The sequence below is a fragment of the Tessaracoccus flavescens genome (assembly GCF_001998865.1).
GTDB lineage: Bacteria > Actinomycetota > Actinomycetes > Propionibacteriales > Propionibacteriaceae > Arachnia > Arachnia flavescens.
Map to the genome: position 1 here is coordinate 3325512 of NZ_CP019607.1, position 13902 is coordinate 3339413.

Below are 13902 nucleotides of genomic sequence, written 5' to 3' on the forward strand. Positions count from 1 at the left end.
CGTGCGGCTTATTGACACGCCTCCGCTATTCTGAGCGGTGGCCCAGCCTCAACCGGAGTAATAACCATGGAAATGATCCTGCTACTGGTCGCAATGTTCGCGATCATGTACTTCCTGATGATCCGTCCGCAGCAGAAGAAGATGCGCGAAGACCAGGAGATGCGCAACCAGCTCGCCGAGGGCGACCGCGTGCTCCTGACCTCCGGCATCTTCGCCACGATCGCCCACGTCGGTGAGCGTCAGATGATCGTCGAGCTGGCCCCCGGCCTCGAGGTCACCATCCTCAAGGGCAACGTCGCTCGCAAGGTGACGCCCGAGGACGAGGAGTTCGAGTTCACCGACGAGGTGGCCCCCGCGGTCGCCGACGAGTACGACGGCGTGGCCGACGCGCTCCAGCCCTCCGACTTCCTCACCGAGGAGAGCCGCACCACCGAGGCCACCGACCCGGTGACGGGGGAGCAGGTCGTCGAGGAGAGCGTCGTCGAGGACGACACGTCGACCTACAAGCCCTGGGACCGCACCGCCGGCCCGTCGTTCGAGGCCCCCGATGAGACGCCGCGCACGGAGGACAACAAGTAACCGTGGCGACAACCGCTAAGCGGCGCCGACCAGGCGTCGTCCTGACAGTCTTCCTGCTCATCATCATCGGCATGTACGTGATAATGGCTGCCACGAAGACCTGGACCCCCAAGCTCGGCCTCGACCTCCGGGGCGGCCAGACGATCACCCTGACGGCGACCAACAGGTCGGTCCCGATGGAATCGCTCGAACTGGCCCGCGACATCATCCAGCAGCGCGTCGACGGCCTCGGCGTCGGTGAGGCGTCAGTCGCCGTCCAGGGTGACCGCAACATCGTCGTCTCGGCCCCGAACGTCGAGCGCGACGACCTGGCCGAGCTCGTCGGCACCACCGCTCAGCTCGCCTTCCGCCCCGTCCTCCAGGTGGGCGCGGGAACCGGTCCCTCGGGTGGCGAGAGCCCCGACCCGTCGGCCGACCCTTCCGCGACGCCGAGCGAGACCCCGCTTCCCGGTCTCCCCACCGCTCCTGCGAGCCCCACCCCGACGCCGACGGCCACGCCGAGCGGCGAGACCGGTGACGGCGCCGACTCGGAGGCACTCCTCCCGATGAGCGAGGTGCTGGCCTACCAGCCGACCGAGGCCGATCTGGCCGACTTCGAGTCCTTCACCTGCGGCGACGACACCCACGACGATCCGTCGCGCGCGCTGGTGGCCTGCGACGAGAGTGGGACGAGCAAGTACCTGCTCGGCCCGATCGCGATCCGTGGTCAGGACCTCAACACTGCCTCGTTCGGCGTGCCCCAGGGCGAGCTGGCCTACGCAGTGACGCTCGACTTCAACAGCGAGGGGACCACGCGGCTCGGCGAGCTCACCGGCGCCCTCGTCGCGCAGGCCGAGCCGCGCAACATGTTCGCCATCGTGCTCGACGGTAACGTCGAGTCGGCTGCCACCGCCCAGGACAGGATCGCCAACGGCGAGGCCATCATCCGTGGCGGATTCACCGCCGAGAGCTCCGCTGCGCTTGCCAACGTGCTGAAGTTCGGCTCCCTTCCGCTCAGCTTCGAGGCGAGCCAGGTGGAGACCGTTTCTCCGACGCTCGGTGGTGAGCAGTTGCGCGTCGGCATCATCGCGGGCCTGCTCGGCCTCGCCGTCGTCGCGCTGTACTCGTTCCTGTACTATCGCGCGATGGGCATCGTGGTCGTCCTCTCGCTTGCCGTGGCCGCAGCGGCGACCTATTCGATGATGGTGCTGCTCGGATCGGTGTTCGGGTTTGCGCTCAACCTGCCTGGCATTGCGGGCGCGATCGTCGGTATCGCCGTGACGGCGGACTCGTTCATCATCTACTTCGAACGGATCCGAGACGAGATCCGCGAGGGGCGCTCCCTGAAGTCCGCCCTTGTGTCCGGCTGGGAGAAGGCTCGCGGCACGATCCTCATCTCCGACGCGGTGTCGCTGCTTTCGGCCGTTGTCCTGTTCATCCTCGCCGTCGGTTCGGTGAAGGGGTTCGCGTTCACGCTCGGCCTGACCACCCTGCTCGACCTCGCCGTGGTGTTCTTCTTCACCAGGCCGCTGGTCGAACTGCTCGGCCGCACGAAGTTCTTCGGTGAGGGTCGCAAGGGCTCCGGGCTGGATGCAGCAAAGATGGGCGTGACCCAGGACTCCCTGCTCGGCCGGCGCCTGCGCCGCAGGACGACCCCCTCGACGACCACCCCGCAGGAGGCCTGAGATGGCTGAGCAGACCCAGAAGAAGCTCGGCATCGCCGAGCGGCTCTACACGGGCCAGTTGTCCTACGACTTCATGAAGGCCAGGAAGTTCTGGTTCACGTTCTCCGCGGTGCTCGTGGCGCTCACGCTGCTCGTGCTGCTGGTGCGCCCCCTCAACCTCGGCATCGAGTTCAAGGGCGGCACCGACTTCCAGGCCCCGATGAAGATCGGGGCGACCACCGTCGACGATGTGCGTTCACATCTCAACGACCTCTCGGTGGCAGACCTCGAGGCGCAGGTGTTCTCGCTCGGCGACAGCCAGATCCGGATCCAGACCAGGTCGCTCTCACCGGAGGAGACCGCCACCACCCGCGCCGAGATCGCGGCGCTGGCCGGCGTCGAACCAGGAGACGTGACCTACAACGCGATCGGCGCCTCGTGGGGTCAGCAGATCACGAAACAGGGCATCATCGCGCTGCTGGTCTTCATGGGACTTGTGATGCTGCTGATCGCCGCCTACTTCCGCGACTGGAAGATGTCGGTGGCCGCCATCGTGGCCGTGCTGCACGACCTGGTGGTCACGGTAGGCGTCTACGCCGCGGTCGGGTTCACCGTGACCCCGTCCACGGTGATCGGCGTGCTGACCATCCTCGGATACTCGCTCTACGACACCGTCGTGGTCTTCGACAAGATCCGCGAGAACACCAAGGACCTCGAGCAGACCAACCACACCTACTCGTACCAGGCCAACCTGGCGATCAACCAGGTGCTGGTGCGTTCGCTGAACACCACGATCATCGGCGTGTTGCCCGTGCTGGCGCTGTTCGTGGCCGGTGCGACGCTGCAGAGCGGACCGCTCGCAGACCTCGGCCTCGCCCTGCTCGTCGGCATGATCGCCGGCGCCTACTCGTCGCTGTTCATCGCGGCCCCGCTCCTTGCGTGGCTGCGGGAGCGCGAGCCGGGCATGGTCGCGCACCGCGAGCAGATCGAGCGGCGCAAGAAGCGTCACGAGGCGAAGGCCGAGGTCAAGGCCTCGCACCACCGCGAAGCGGTCGCCGCGACGGCGACGACGAGCCCGACGGGCACGACGCCGTCCGATGCCCAGGCGAGACAACAGAGGCGCACGGCGAGCAGCCGTGCGGACCGGAAGAAGCACAAGTGAGCACAGATCCGAGGGGTGAACTGATCGGCGGCCTGATCGTCGACGTTCCCGACTTCCCCAAGCCGGGAGTGGTGTTCAAGGACATCACCCCGCTCCTGGCCTCGCCCGAGGGGTTCCAGGCCACCGTCGACGCCCTCGTCGAGTCCGCCCCGGAAGGGGTGGACGTCGTGGTGGGGATGGAGGCCCGCGGGTTCATCTTCGCCGCGCCCGTCGCGCTGGCGCTCGGGGCGGGCTTCGTGCCCGTCCGCAAGCCGGGAAAGCTGCCTGGGGAGACGCTCAGCCACTCGTTCGAGCTCGAGTACGGCTCGGAGACGCTCACCATCCACCGCAACGCCATCACCCCCGGCGCGCGCGTGCTGGTGGTCGACGACGTGCTCGCCACCGGCGGCACGATCGGTGCGACGGCCGAGCTGCTCAAGGCCATGGGCGCCGAACTGGTGCACGTCAGCGTCGTCATGGAACTCAGCTTCCTGCACGGCCGTGAGCGTCTGGCAGGCCTCGGCATCGACAAGTGCACCGCTCTGGTGACAGTCTGAGCCCATGGAGAAGATCCAGGCGGGAGCCTCCAAGGGGGGGCATCCTCTCGATGGTCAGCCTCCCGCGGATCGCGAGCAGCCCCTTCAAGGAGCTGGCGCGCCGCGGGTTGCTGGCCCTCGGCCTGCTGTTTCTGACCACGATGCTGGTGTGGCTCGACCGCGGCGCCTACATCGACAACACCGGCCAGGACGGCGTCTCCTTCATCGACGCCCTCTACTACGCGACGGTCACCGTCACCACGACGGGCTACGGCGACATCACGCCCATCGCCCCGCACGCGAGGCTGATCAACGCCCTCGTGATCACGCCCCTGCGCATCTCGTTCCTCGTCGTGCTGGTCGGCACGACCATCGAGGTGCTGGCGAACCAGGGCAGTCGCGCCATCAAGGACTCGATCTGGAGGAAGAAGATGCGCAACCACATCGTCGTGATCGGGTACGGCACCAAGGGACGCAGCGCGGTCAACACCCTGCGGCGCCAAGGCGAGAAGCCGGACAAGATCGTCGTGATCGACGCCTCCACCGCCGCCGTGAACGAGGCCAACTTCGACGGCTACGCCGCCTTCCAGGGTGACGCGACCCGCCGGTCGCTGCTGCGCCGCGCCGAGGTGAGCAAGGCCAGGCAGGTGATCATCTCGCTCGACCGGGACGACGCCGCCATCCTCACCACGCTGACGGTGCGCCAGCTCAACCCGACCGCGGGCGTGATCGTCTCGGTCCGGGAGCACGAGAACGTTCCGCTGGTCAGACAGTCCGGCGCCTCAGCCGTCGTGACCAGCTCCGAGACGGTCGGCCGGCTGCTCGGCCTCTCGGCGATCGGCCCGGAGATGGGCACGATCATGCAGGACATGCTCACCGGCGCCGAGGGCCTCGAGGTGCATCAGCGCCTCGCCACCGCCGACGAGGTCGGCCAGCCGCCCTCCGCCGTCCTGGGGGAGCGCGTGATCGGCATCATCCGCAACGGAACGCTTCGCCGGTTCTACGACAAGTCGGCAACCAGGATCGAGGTCGGTGACGAGCTGATCGTCGTGCGGAGGGCCCAACCACCCTCCCCGAAGGACAAGGACATCCTGCGCTCCTTCGACGACTAGCCCAGGCAGGCACATCGGCGCAGACCCGTCGAGGTGAACACCCCTGGTGAGACCCCGCACCCGGTTGCGCGTCGGCACTAGACTCTGCCCATGGCAGATGAGGCGTTGACGGGGGCTTCCCGGCTGGTGACCGGTCCCGAACAGCCGCGCCTGCGGATGCGGCACAGGCTGGCGCGTCTCGGCGCGGTGCAGTCGAAGTCTGCCGTCCTCGACCCACTGTTCCGGATCATCCGCGCGAGCCATCCGAAGGCCGACCTCGCGGTGATCGAGCGGGCCTACCGCACCGCGGAGCACCACCACCAGGGCCAGACCCGCAAGTCGGGCGATCCGTACATCACGCATCCGCTCGCCGTCGCCACCATCCTCGCCGAGCTCGGCATGACCGAGCCCGTCCTCGTCGCGGCCCTGCTGCACGACACCGTCGAGGACACCCCGTACAGCCTGGACCAGCTGCGCAGCGACTTCGGCGAAGAGGTCGCGCGGATGGTCGACGGCGTGACAAAGCTGGACAAGCTGGAGTACGGCGAGACGGCAAAGGCCGAGACCATCCGCAAGATGATCATGGCCACCAGCGAAGAGGTCCGCGTGCTGGTGATCAAGCTCGCCGACCGCCTGCACAACATGCGCACCCTCGGCTACCTCCGCCCGGACAAGCGGGTCAGGATCGCGACCGAGACGCTCAACATCTTCGCGCCGCTCGCGCACCGCCTCGGCATGAACACGATCAAGTGGGAGCTCGAGGACCTGTCGTTCGCCACGATCGAACCGAAGGTCTACGCCGAGATCGTCGACATGGTCGCCCAGTCGGCCCCCGGCCGCGAACGCTACCTGCGCGAGCTGATCGCCGAGTTCCAGGCGAAGCTGGCCGAGTCGAAGATCCAGGCCACCGTATACGGCCGCCCGAAGCACTACTACTCGATCTACCAGAAGATGATGGTCCGCGGCCGCGACTTCCGCGACATCTACGACCTGATCGGGCTGCGCGTGCTGGTCAACGACATCAAGGACTGTTACGCGGTCCTCGGCGTGGCTCACGCGGGCTGGAAGCCCATTCCCGGTCGCTTCAAGGACTACATCGCGGGTCCGAAGTTCAACATGTACCAGTCGCTTCACACGACGGTGCTGGGCGCGAACAACGAGCCGATCGAGTTCCAGATCCGCACCCACGAGATGCACCGCCGCGCCGAGTACGGCGTGGCGGCCCACTGGAAGTACAAGCAGGACCTGCGCGAAGGTGTGACGCCAGAGGAGGCGGGCCTCAGGGCCATGCACCAGCTCGGCGTCATGAGCAAGGAGACCGAGGACCCGAGCGAGTTCCTCGACTCGGTGCTGTTCGAGATCAACTCCGACGAGATCTACGTCTTCACCCCGAAGGGCGAGGTGATGGCGCTCCCCGTCGGCGCGACCCCGGTGGACTTCGCCTTCGCCGTCCACACGGAGGTCGGCTACCGCACGATCGGGGCCCGGGTCAACGGGCGGCTCGTCGCGCTCAGCACCCCTCTGCAGCAGGGCGACAAGGTCGAGGTGCTCACCTCGAAGGCTGAGGGCGCGGGCCCAAGCCGTGACTGGCTCGGCTTCGTCGTGTCCTCGCGGGCGAGGCAGAAGATCCGCCAGCACTTCTCCCGCGAACGCCGCGACGAGGCGATGGAGCAGGGCAAGGAGACCCTTGCCCGCGACCTGCGCCGGGCGGGTGTGCCGATGCAGCGCCTCCTCACGCTGGAGAACCTGACGGCCGTCGCCAACGAGCTCGGCTACAAGGACGTGCCCAACCTGTACGTCGCGATCGGCGAGGCCCACCTGGGCGCGCAGAGCGTCGTGGAGAAGCTGGTCCAGCTGCACGGGGGCGAGGAGGAGACGGTCGACACCGTCACCGAGGACGTCGTCGTCAGGCAGCGCCGCCGGCCGGTCAGTGACGGCGCGCAGATCCTCGTCGACGGCGACGACTCGGTCGTGGCCAAGTTCGCCAAGTGCTGCTACCCGCTGCCCGGCGACGAGATCATCGGGTTCGTCACCAAGACCGACGGCGTCTCCGTGCATCGCGCCGACTGCTCCAACGTGCCCGCCCTGAAGAAGGAGCCCGAGCGGATCGTCCCGGTCAGCTGGGCCGACGGCGAGGCCAGCGCCACGTTCGTGGTCACCATCCAGATCGAGGGCCTCGATCGGGCGCGCCTGCTCTCCGACGTCTCCTCGGCGCTGTCGGAACAGCACCTCGACATCCTCTCGGTCAACATCTCCACGAACAAGCACCGCCAGTTCACGGGCAAGTTCACCTTCGAGTCGGCCGACCCGACGCACCTGCAGCACGTGATGAACCAGGTGCGAAGGGTTCCTGGCGTCTACGACGTCTTCCGCATCTCCGGCTGAGCCCCGGAGACGCACAGAGGCGGCGGCCCCCTTCGGGGAGCCGCCGCCTCAGCGTCTCATCTGGTTACCGGGTGAACTCGCTCAGCGTCTCGCGCGCCTGGTCGAGCCAGCTCGTGTAGGTCTCGATCGACTTCGTCGCGTCCTTGACGCCCCGGGAGTCGCCCTTCGCCTCGGCCTTGTCGAGGTCGGCCTGCAGCTTCGCGATCTGGTCCTCGAACATCTTGACCGTGTCCTCGGCACGCTTGCGGGCCTCGGGATCGGTCCTGCGCCACTCCTCGGCCTCCAGCGCTGCGACCTTGTCGCCGATGGAGCGCACCTTCGAGTCGATCTCGCGCATCGCGCCGCGCGGGACGTAGCCGAGCCCGTTGAACTTCTCGAGGAACTCGCGGTGGATGCCCTTAGCCTGGTCGACGTCGGTGACGCCCTCCAGATCGGCGGTCACCTGCTGCACGAGGGCCTGCTTCGCGGCGAGGTTCTTGGCCTGCTCCCCGTCGACCGCGCTCTGGGCCGCGGTGCGGGCATCGAAGAACTGGTCCTGGATCGCGCGGAACCGGCCCCACAGGGCGTCGTCATCGGCGCGGCGCGCACTGCCCGCGGCCTTCCAGCGCTGCATGAGATCGCGGAATGCGGCCGACGTCGGGCCCCATTCGGTGGACGAGGCCAGCGGCTCAGCCTCCGCGATGATGGCCTCCTTCTCCGCCTTCGCGGAGTCGCGAAGCGTGTTCAGATCGCTGAAGTGCGCCTTACGGCGCCGCGTGTACTGCGTGCGGGCCGACGAGAAGCGGTGCCACAGTTCGTTGTCCGTTGTGCGGTCGACGCGGGGGAGTGCCTTCCACTCCTCGAGCAGGACGCGGAAGCGGTCGACGCCGCCCCGCCAGTCGTCGCCCTGCGAGAGCGTCTCGGCCTCTTCGACCATCGCCTCCTTCGAGGCGATGGTGGCGGCGTTCTGCTCCGCGCGCTGGGCCTTGCGGGCCTCGACCTGGGCGGGCAGCAGTTCGGTGAGGGCGTCGAGGCGCTTGGCGAGGGAGTCAAGGTCGCCGACGGCGTTGGCGTCGGTCACGTTGGTCTTCGCCGATGCGATCGCGTGCTTGGCCTCCTCAGGCGACATCGCCTGGGCCGCGACGCGGGACTCGAGAAGAGTCACCTCGGCAGCGAGGTTCTCGAAGCGGCGGACGTAGAACGCCATGGCCTCTTCAGGGGTGGAGTCGGGGATCTGCCCGACACTTCGTTCAGTGCCACCCGAAATGACGTAGACCGTTCCGTCGGGATCGACTCGGCCGAAATCAGCGGGCGCTTGCGGTTCGCTCATGGTCCCAATCTAGCCGGATAGGGTGGCCTTGTGCTTGTTCAGCCCATCACCGTATCGCCATGGCAATCGAATTGTTATCTCGTCCGCGTCTCCGAGGAGGCGAGCGAGGTACTGATCGTCGATCCGGGGATCACCGCCGCCGGGCCCGTGGCGGCCGCGATCGAGGAGCTGGGGCTTGAACCCGTCGCCCTGCTCGGCACCCATGGTCACGTCGACCATGTCGGCGATGCACACCTGCTCGCCGCCCGTTTCGGCATCCCGCTCTACCTGGCCGATGCCGACCAGGCCTGGCTCACCCGACCCGGCGAGGGGCTCGGGCCGCGCGGCAACGAGATGATGGCCCAGATGACGGGAAGCGATCAGCTGCCGGCCGTCGAGGACGTGCGCGACCTCGGTGAGCCGTTCGAGGCGGCGGGGCTCACCGTCACGGCTTTCGCGGCGCCCGGACACACCCCCGGCTCCACCCTGTTGACCGTCTCGGAGCCGGGCGTCGAGGTGGTGTTCACCGGTGACGTGCTGTTCAACGGGACGATCGGGCGCACCGATCTGCCCGGCGGTAGCATGGAGCAGATGCGCGAGAGCCTCGCCCGGATCGCGGCGTCGTTCCCAACGGAGGTGCCCCTGCTTCCCGGCCACGGTGAACCGACGACCCTTGCCGCGGAGCTCTCCGCGAACCCCTATCTGCAGAACCTGTGAGGACCACCACGTGTCACGCCCCAAGCCACTGAGTGGCTTCCCCGAGTTCCTGCCGAGCGGTCGCATCGCGGAGCTCGCCGTCCTCGACATCGTCCGCTCGACCTTCGAGCTGCACGGCTTCGCACCCATCGAGACCCGCGCCGTCGAGCCCCTCGACCAGCTCTCCCGCAAGGGCGAGATCGACAAGGAGATCTACGTCGCCCGGCGCCTGCACGCCGACGCGGGTGATGCGGACGAGCTCGGCCTGCACTTCGACCTGACGGTCCCGTTCGCGCGCTACGTGCTGGAGAACGCGGGGCATCTCGCCTTCCCGTTGCGCCGCTACCAGATCCAGAAGGTGTGGCGCGGGGAGCGGCCTCAGGAGGGCCGCTACCGCGAGTTCACCCAGGCCGACATCGACATCGTCGGCCAGGCAGCCCTCGCCGCCCACCACGACGTGGAGATCCCGCTGGTGGCCATCGACGTGTTCGAGAAGCTGCACCGCGACCTCGGCCTGCCGCCCGTCACGCTGCACGTGAACAACCGCAAGCTCTCCGAGGGGTTCTACCGCGGGCTCGGCATCGAGGACACCGCCGCGGTGCTGCAGCGCGTCGACAAGCTCGACAAGATCGGCGCGGACGCGGTGCGCGCCCTGCTGACCGACGAGGTGGGCCTGAGCGCCGCCCAGGCGGCGGCCTGCGTCGACCTCGCGGGCATCTCCGCGGCAGACGAGTCCTTCGTCGAACGGGTCCGCGCGCTCGGCGTGCAGCACGAACTCCTCGACACCGGCCTCGAGGAGCTGGCCGCGCTGATCCGCGTCGCGAGGCGTTCGGTTCCCGACCGCGTCGTCGTCGACCTCAAGATCGCGCGCGGCCTGGACTACTACACCGGCACCGTCTACGAGACGTTCCTGCAGGGCTCCGAGAAGCTCGGCTCCGTCGCCTCTGGCGGCCGCTACGACTCGCTGGCAAGCGACGGGAAGACGACGTTCCCCGGCGTCGGCTACTCGTTCGGCATCACCCGGATCCTCGCCCCGCTGATCGGCAAGGGAAAGCTGACCGCCTCGCGCAGCGTGCCGAGCGCGGTCCTGGTCGCCGTCGACAACGAGGAAGCCCGCGAGCAGGCCATCGCGGTCGCCTCTCAGCTGCGTGGCCGCGGCATCCCCGTCGAGGTGGCGCCGAAGGCAGACAAGTTCGGCAAGCAGATCCGCTACGCCGAGCGACGTGGTATCCCGTACGTCTGGTTCGGCGCGGGCTATGACGACTCCGTCAAGGACATCCGCACCGGCGAGCAGCAGCCCGCCTCGCCCGCCGACTGGGCACCTCCGGCGCAGGACCTGAAGCCGACCGTGGCGGGCGCGTGAGCCAGCGGCTCGGCATCATCGGCGCCGGAAAGCTCGGCACCGCCATCGGGCGGCTCGCGCTGGACGCCGGTTACGAGGTGCGGATCTCCGGCTCCGACCGGCAGCCCATGCTGCGGCTGGTCATTGACACCGTCCTGCCCGGGGCGAGGCTGCTCCCGGAGGCCGACGTCGTCGCCGACTCCGACCTCGTGGTGATTGCGATCCCGTTCGGGAAGGCCGACACGATCGACTACTCCGCGCTCGAGGGCAAGGTGGTCGTCGACGCCATGAACGCGTGGGACGCGGCCGGTGGCCACCCCGATCCCGACTGGGACGGCACCACGAGCTCCTTCGTCGCTTCCCGCAACCCGGCCATGCGCCTGGTCAAGTCGCTCAACCATCTCGGCTACTCCGATCTGGTCGCCGACGCGCACGAGGCTGGCCATCCGCTGCGCCGCGCGATCGCCGTCATCTCTGACGACGAGGGTGCGCGCGAACGTGTGGCCGACCTCGTGGACCGGCTTGGTTTCGACCCGGTCGAGGCGCCCCGCTCCGCGTCGCGCTGCGTCGAACCGGATTCGCCGATCTTCGGTCACCCGATGGGCGCCGCCGAACTTCGGGCCGCGCTGCAGGGCGCGGTAGACTGAGCCGCTGCTGAGCTGCACCGTCTATGCAGCCAGAACTGAAAGGAATACCGTGATCCGCTCCCACGAAGCCGGCACGCTGCGCGCGTCCGACGTCGGCCAGGAAGTCACTCTCGCCGGATGGGTCGCCAAGCGCCGCGACCACGGCGGCGTCGCCTTCATCGACCTGCGCGATGCGTCCGGCATCTGCCAGATCGTCGTGCGCGACGAGTACCTCGAGTCCGCAGGCATCCACGATCTGCGCAACGAGTTCTGCATCAAGGTGACCGGCGTCGTCGATGCCCGCACCTCCGAAAACGTGAACCCCAACATCCCCACGGGTGAGGTGGAGGTCGCGATCCACGAGCTGGAGGTCCTGAACACGGCCGCGCCGCTGCCGTTCCAGATCGACGAGCGCACCACCGTCGGCGAAGAGGCCCGCCTGAAGTACCGCTACCTCGACCTGCGCCGCCCGCGCCAGCACGAGGCACTCGTGCTGCGCTCGAAGGTCACGAAGGTGATCCGCGACGTGCTCGACGGGCACGACTTCTACGACATCGAGACCCCGACGCTGACCCGCTCGACGCCGGAGGGTGCCCGCGACTTCATCGTCCCCGCCCGCCTGCACCCCGGTAAGTGGTACGCCCTCCCGCAGAGCCCGCAGCTGTTCAAGCAGCTGCTCATGGTCGGCGGCATGGAGCGCTACTACCAGATCGCGCGCTGCTACCGCGACGAGGACTTCCGCGCCGACCGCCAGCCCGAGTTCACCCAGCTCGACATCGAGATGAGCTTCGTGGACCAGGACGACGTGATCGCGCTCGCCGAAGAGGTCATGGCCGCCTGCTGGAAGCTGATCGGCGTCGAGATCGACCGCCCGATCCCGCGGATGACCTGGCAGGATGCCATGGACAACTACGGCTCCGACAAGCCCGATCTGCGCTTCGACCTCAAGATCCGTGAGCTCACCGACTACTTCAAGGACACGCCCTTCCGAGTGTTCCAGTCGCCCTACGTCGGAGGCGTCGTCATGCCTGGCGGCGCATCGCTGCCGCGTCGCCAGTTCGACGCGTGGCAGGAGTGGGCGAAGCAGCGCGGCGCGAAGGGTCTCGCCTACATCACCGTCCAGGACGACGGCACCCTCGGCGGCCCGGTCGCCAAGAACCTCACGGAGACCGAGCGCGACTCGATCGCGGCCGCCATGGACGCCAAGCCCGGCGACGCGATCTTCTTCGCCGCGGGAGCCCGCGAGTCGTCCCAGGAACTGCTCGGCGCCGCCCGCCTCGAGATCGGTCGGCGTACCGGCCTGATCGACGAGAGCGCGTGGAGCTTCCTGTGGGTCGTCGATGCGCCGATGTTCAAGTCGACCGCCGAGGCCGAGGCCTCCGGCGATGTCGCCCTCGGACACAGCACGTGGACCGCCGTGCACCACGCGTTCACCTCGCCCAAGCCCGAGTCGATGGACACCTTCGACACGGACCCAGGCTCGGCGCTCAGCTACGGCTACGACTTCGTCTGCAACGGCAACGAGGTCGGCGGCGGCTCGATCCGTATCCACCGCCGCGACGTGCAGGAGCGCGTGCTGAAGGTGATGGGAATCTCCGAGGAGGAGGCGCAGGAGCAGTTCGGCTTCCTGATCGACGCCTTGCAGTTCGGCGCCCCGCCGCACGGCGGCATCGCGTTCGGTCTCGACCGCCTCGTGATGCTGCTCGGCGGCTTCGACACCATCCGCGACGTGATCGCCTTTCCGAAGAGCGGCGGCGGTTTCGATCCACTGACCCAGGCTCCTACCGAGATCTCCGCGCAGCAGCGCAAGGAGGCCGGTGTGGACTTCAAGCCGGAGCCGAAGAAGGATGAGGCTGCCGCGGAGGCGGCCCAGAAGGCCTGATCAGCCAGCGGTAGGGGCGGGGCGGACGCGGTTGCGTCCGACCCGCCCCCTTTGCATCCGCCTTTGGTCGTCTCATCTGCGACGGGGGAGGCAGGTCGGCACATCGCGTCGTAGAGTGGCCGGATCGGTCGGAAAGCCGCAGTCACAGGGGTGTAGGCGCCCGGCCTCGTCCCGGCCGGCGTGGGTCGGGGCACGTCGCGAAGGGCAACGCCATGACGACCACCACAACCGCAGAGGTCGAGAAGGAGAAGCGCGGCCTGCACGTGCCGGGATCCGCCCAACTGCAGCGGCTTGGCAAGTCGCTGATGCTGCCGATCGCGCTGCTCCCCGCCGCCGGGATCCTGCTGCGGGCTCGGCCAGGACGACCTGCTCGCGAAGATCGACGCGCCGGTGATCGGCCCGTTCTTCGACGCCAAGACCGAGGCGGGAGCCGAGGTACTCGCCCGCATCGGCCTCGACACCGTCAAGCTGAAGGGGGAGGGCTTCACCCAGCTCCTGAACCAGGGCGACCCCGTCGAGGCGGGGGACCCGGTGATCCGGGTGGACCTTGCGACGGTGGCGCCGCTCGTCCCGTCGACGGCCACCCCGGTGCTGGTCACCGACGGCCGCAAGTTCGACGTGTCAGCGCTCGACGCCTCGGCAACCGGAGGCGAGCCGGTGGTCACCGTCACCAGGAAGCCGAAGCCATAGCTC

12 protein-coding genes are annotated in these 13902 nt (G+C 68.3%); 11 read left to right on the forward strand and 1 reads right to left on the reverse strand.

Translation table 11 applies throughout. From position 1 onward, the window contains the following. Positions 1 to 72: 72 nt before the first annotated feature. From yajC to BW733_RS16080, 6 genes are all read left to right on the forward strand, one after another. Positions 73 to 579 carry a preprotein translocase subunit YajC gene (yajC, locus tag BW733_RS16055; RefSeq protein ID WP_161490266.1) on the forward strand — a complete coding sequence of 169 codons (507 nt, stop codon included), beginning with the start codon at positions 73 to 75 and terminating at the stop codon, positions 577 to 579. Between the two features lie 2 nt (positions 580 to 581). After that, entirely contained in the window at positions 582 to 2243 is a 1662-nt protein-coding gene (gene secD / locus BW733_RS16060) for a protein translocase subunit SecD (RefSeq protein ID WP_418361324.1), read from the forward strand. Position 2244: 1 nt separating this feature from the next. Further along, positions 2245 to 3384: a protein translocase subunit SecF gene (gene secF / locus BW733_RS16065; protein WP_077352084.1), complete on the forward strand. Its 1140-nt coding sequence runs from the start codon at positions 2245 to 2247 to the stop codon at positions 3382 to 3384. Further along, a complete protein-coding gene (locus BW733_RS16070; RefSeq protein ID WP_077352086.1) occupies positions 3381 to 3920 on the forward strand; it encodes an adenine phosphoribosyltransferase in 540 nt (179 codons plus the stop codon). Before secF ends, BW733_RS16070 begins: the two co-directional genes overlap by 4 nt. A 50-nt stretch (positions 3921 to 3970) precedes the next feature. Next, positions 3971 to 5011, forward strand: coding sequence for a potassium channel family protein (locus tag BW733_RS16075; RefSeq protein WP_077352088.1), 1041 nt, complete (start codon positions 3971 to 3973; stop codon positions 5009 to 5011). Between the two features lie 90 nt (positions 5012 to 5101). Continuing rightward, positions 5102 to 7375: a RelA/SpoT family protein gene (locus BW733_RS16080; RefSeq protein WP_077352090.1), complete on the forward strand. Its 2274-nt coding sequence runs from the start codon at positions 5102 to 5104 to the stop codon at positions 7373 to 7375. Between the two features lie 64 nt (positions 7376 to 7439). Here BW733_RS16080 and BW733_RS16085 read toward each other — a convergent pair whose 3' ends face one another. Next, positions 7440 to 8684 carry a DUF349 domain-containing protein gene (locus BW733_RS16085; protein ID WP_077352092.1) on the reverse strand — a complete coding sequence of 415 codons (1245 nt, stop codon included), beginning with the start codon at positions 8682 to 8684 and terminating at the stop codon, positions 7440 to 7442. A 30-nt stretch (positions 8685 to 8714) separates the two neighbouring features. On the opposite strand from BW733_RS16085, the gene BW733_RS16090 reads away from it, so the two are divergent. The 5 genes from BW733_RS16090 (at position 8715) to BW733_RS18685 (ending at position 13899) form a co-directional block, all read left to right on the forward strand. Then, positions 8715 to 9380 carry an MBL fold metallo-hydrolase gene (locus BW733_RS16090; RefSeq protein WP_077352094.1) on the forward strand — a complete coding sequence of 222 codons (666 nt, stop codon included), beginning with the start codon at positions 8715 to 8717 and terminating at the stop codon, positions 9378 to 9380. Between the two features lie 10 nt (positions 9381 to 9390). Continuing rightward, the gene (gene hisS, locus BW733_RS16095; protein ID WP_077352096.1) at positions 9391 to 10722 is read left to right on the forward strand and encodes a histidine--tRNA ligase; all 1332 of its coding nucleotides are present in this window, start codon (positions 9391 to 9393) and stop codon (positions 10720 to 10722) included. Beyond that, positions 10719 to 11348: an NADPH-dependent F420 reductase gene (locus BW733_RS16100; RefSeq protein WP_161490267.1), complete on the forward strand. Its 630-nt coding sequence runs from the start codon at positions 10719 to 10721 to the stop codon at positions 11346 to 11348. The genes hisS and BW733_RS16100 overlap by 4 nt, the downstream gene beginning before the upstream one ends. Positions 11349 to 11397: 49 nt before the next feature. Further along, positions 11398 to 13209, forward strand: a complete 1812-nt coding sequence (gene aspS / locus BW733_RS16105; protein ID WP_077352100.1) for an aspartate--tRNA ligase — start codon at positions 11398 to 11400, stop codon at positions 13207 to 13209. Positions 13210 to 13599: 390 nt separating this feature from the next. Continuing rightward, the gene (locus BW733_RS18685; protein ID WP_193791654.1) at positions 13600 to 13899 is read left to right on the forward strand and encodes a PTS glucose transporter subunit IIA; all 300 of its coding nucleotides are present in this window, start codon (positions 13600 to 13602) and stop codon (positions 13897 to 13899) included. Positions 13900 to 13902 lie beyond the last annotated feature (3 nt).

Bases quoted from the DNA above. Each gene is read 5' to 3' on its own strand.
- yajC (WP_161490266.1), top strand. From the start codon at position 73: ATGATCCTGCTACTGGTCGCAATGTTCGCGATCATGTACTTCCTGATG.
- secF (WP_077352084.1), top strand. From the start codon at position 2,245: ATGGCTGAGCAGACCCAGAAGAAGCTCGGCATCGCCGAGCGGCTCTAC.
- BW733_RS16075 (WP_077352088.1), top strand. From the start codon at position 3,971: ATGGTCAGCCTCCCGCGGATCGCGAGCAGCCCCTTCAAGGAGCTGGCG.
- BW733_RS16080 (WP_077352090.1), top strand. From the start codon at position 5,102: ATGGCAGATGAGGCGTTGACGGGGGCTTCCCGGCTGGTGACCGGTCCC.
- BW733_RS16085 (WP_077352092.1), bottom strand. From the start codon at position 8,684: ATGAGCGAACCGCAAGCGCCCGCTGATTTCGGCCGAGTCGATCCCGAC.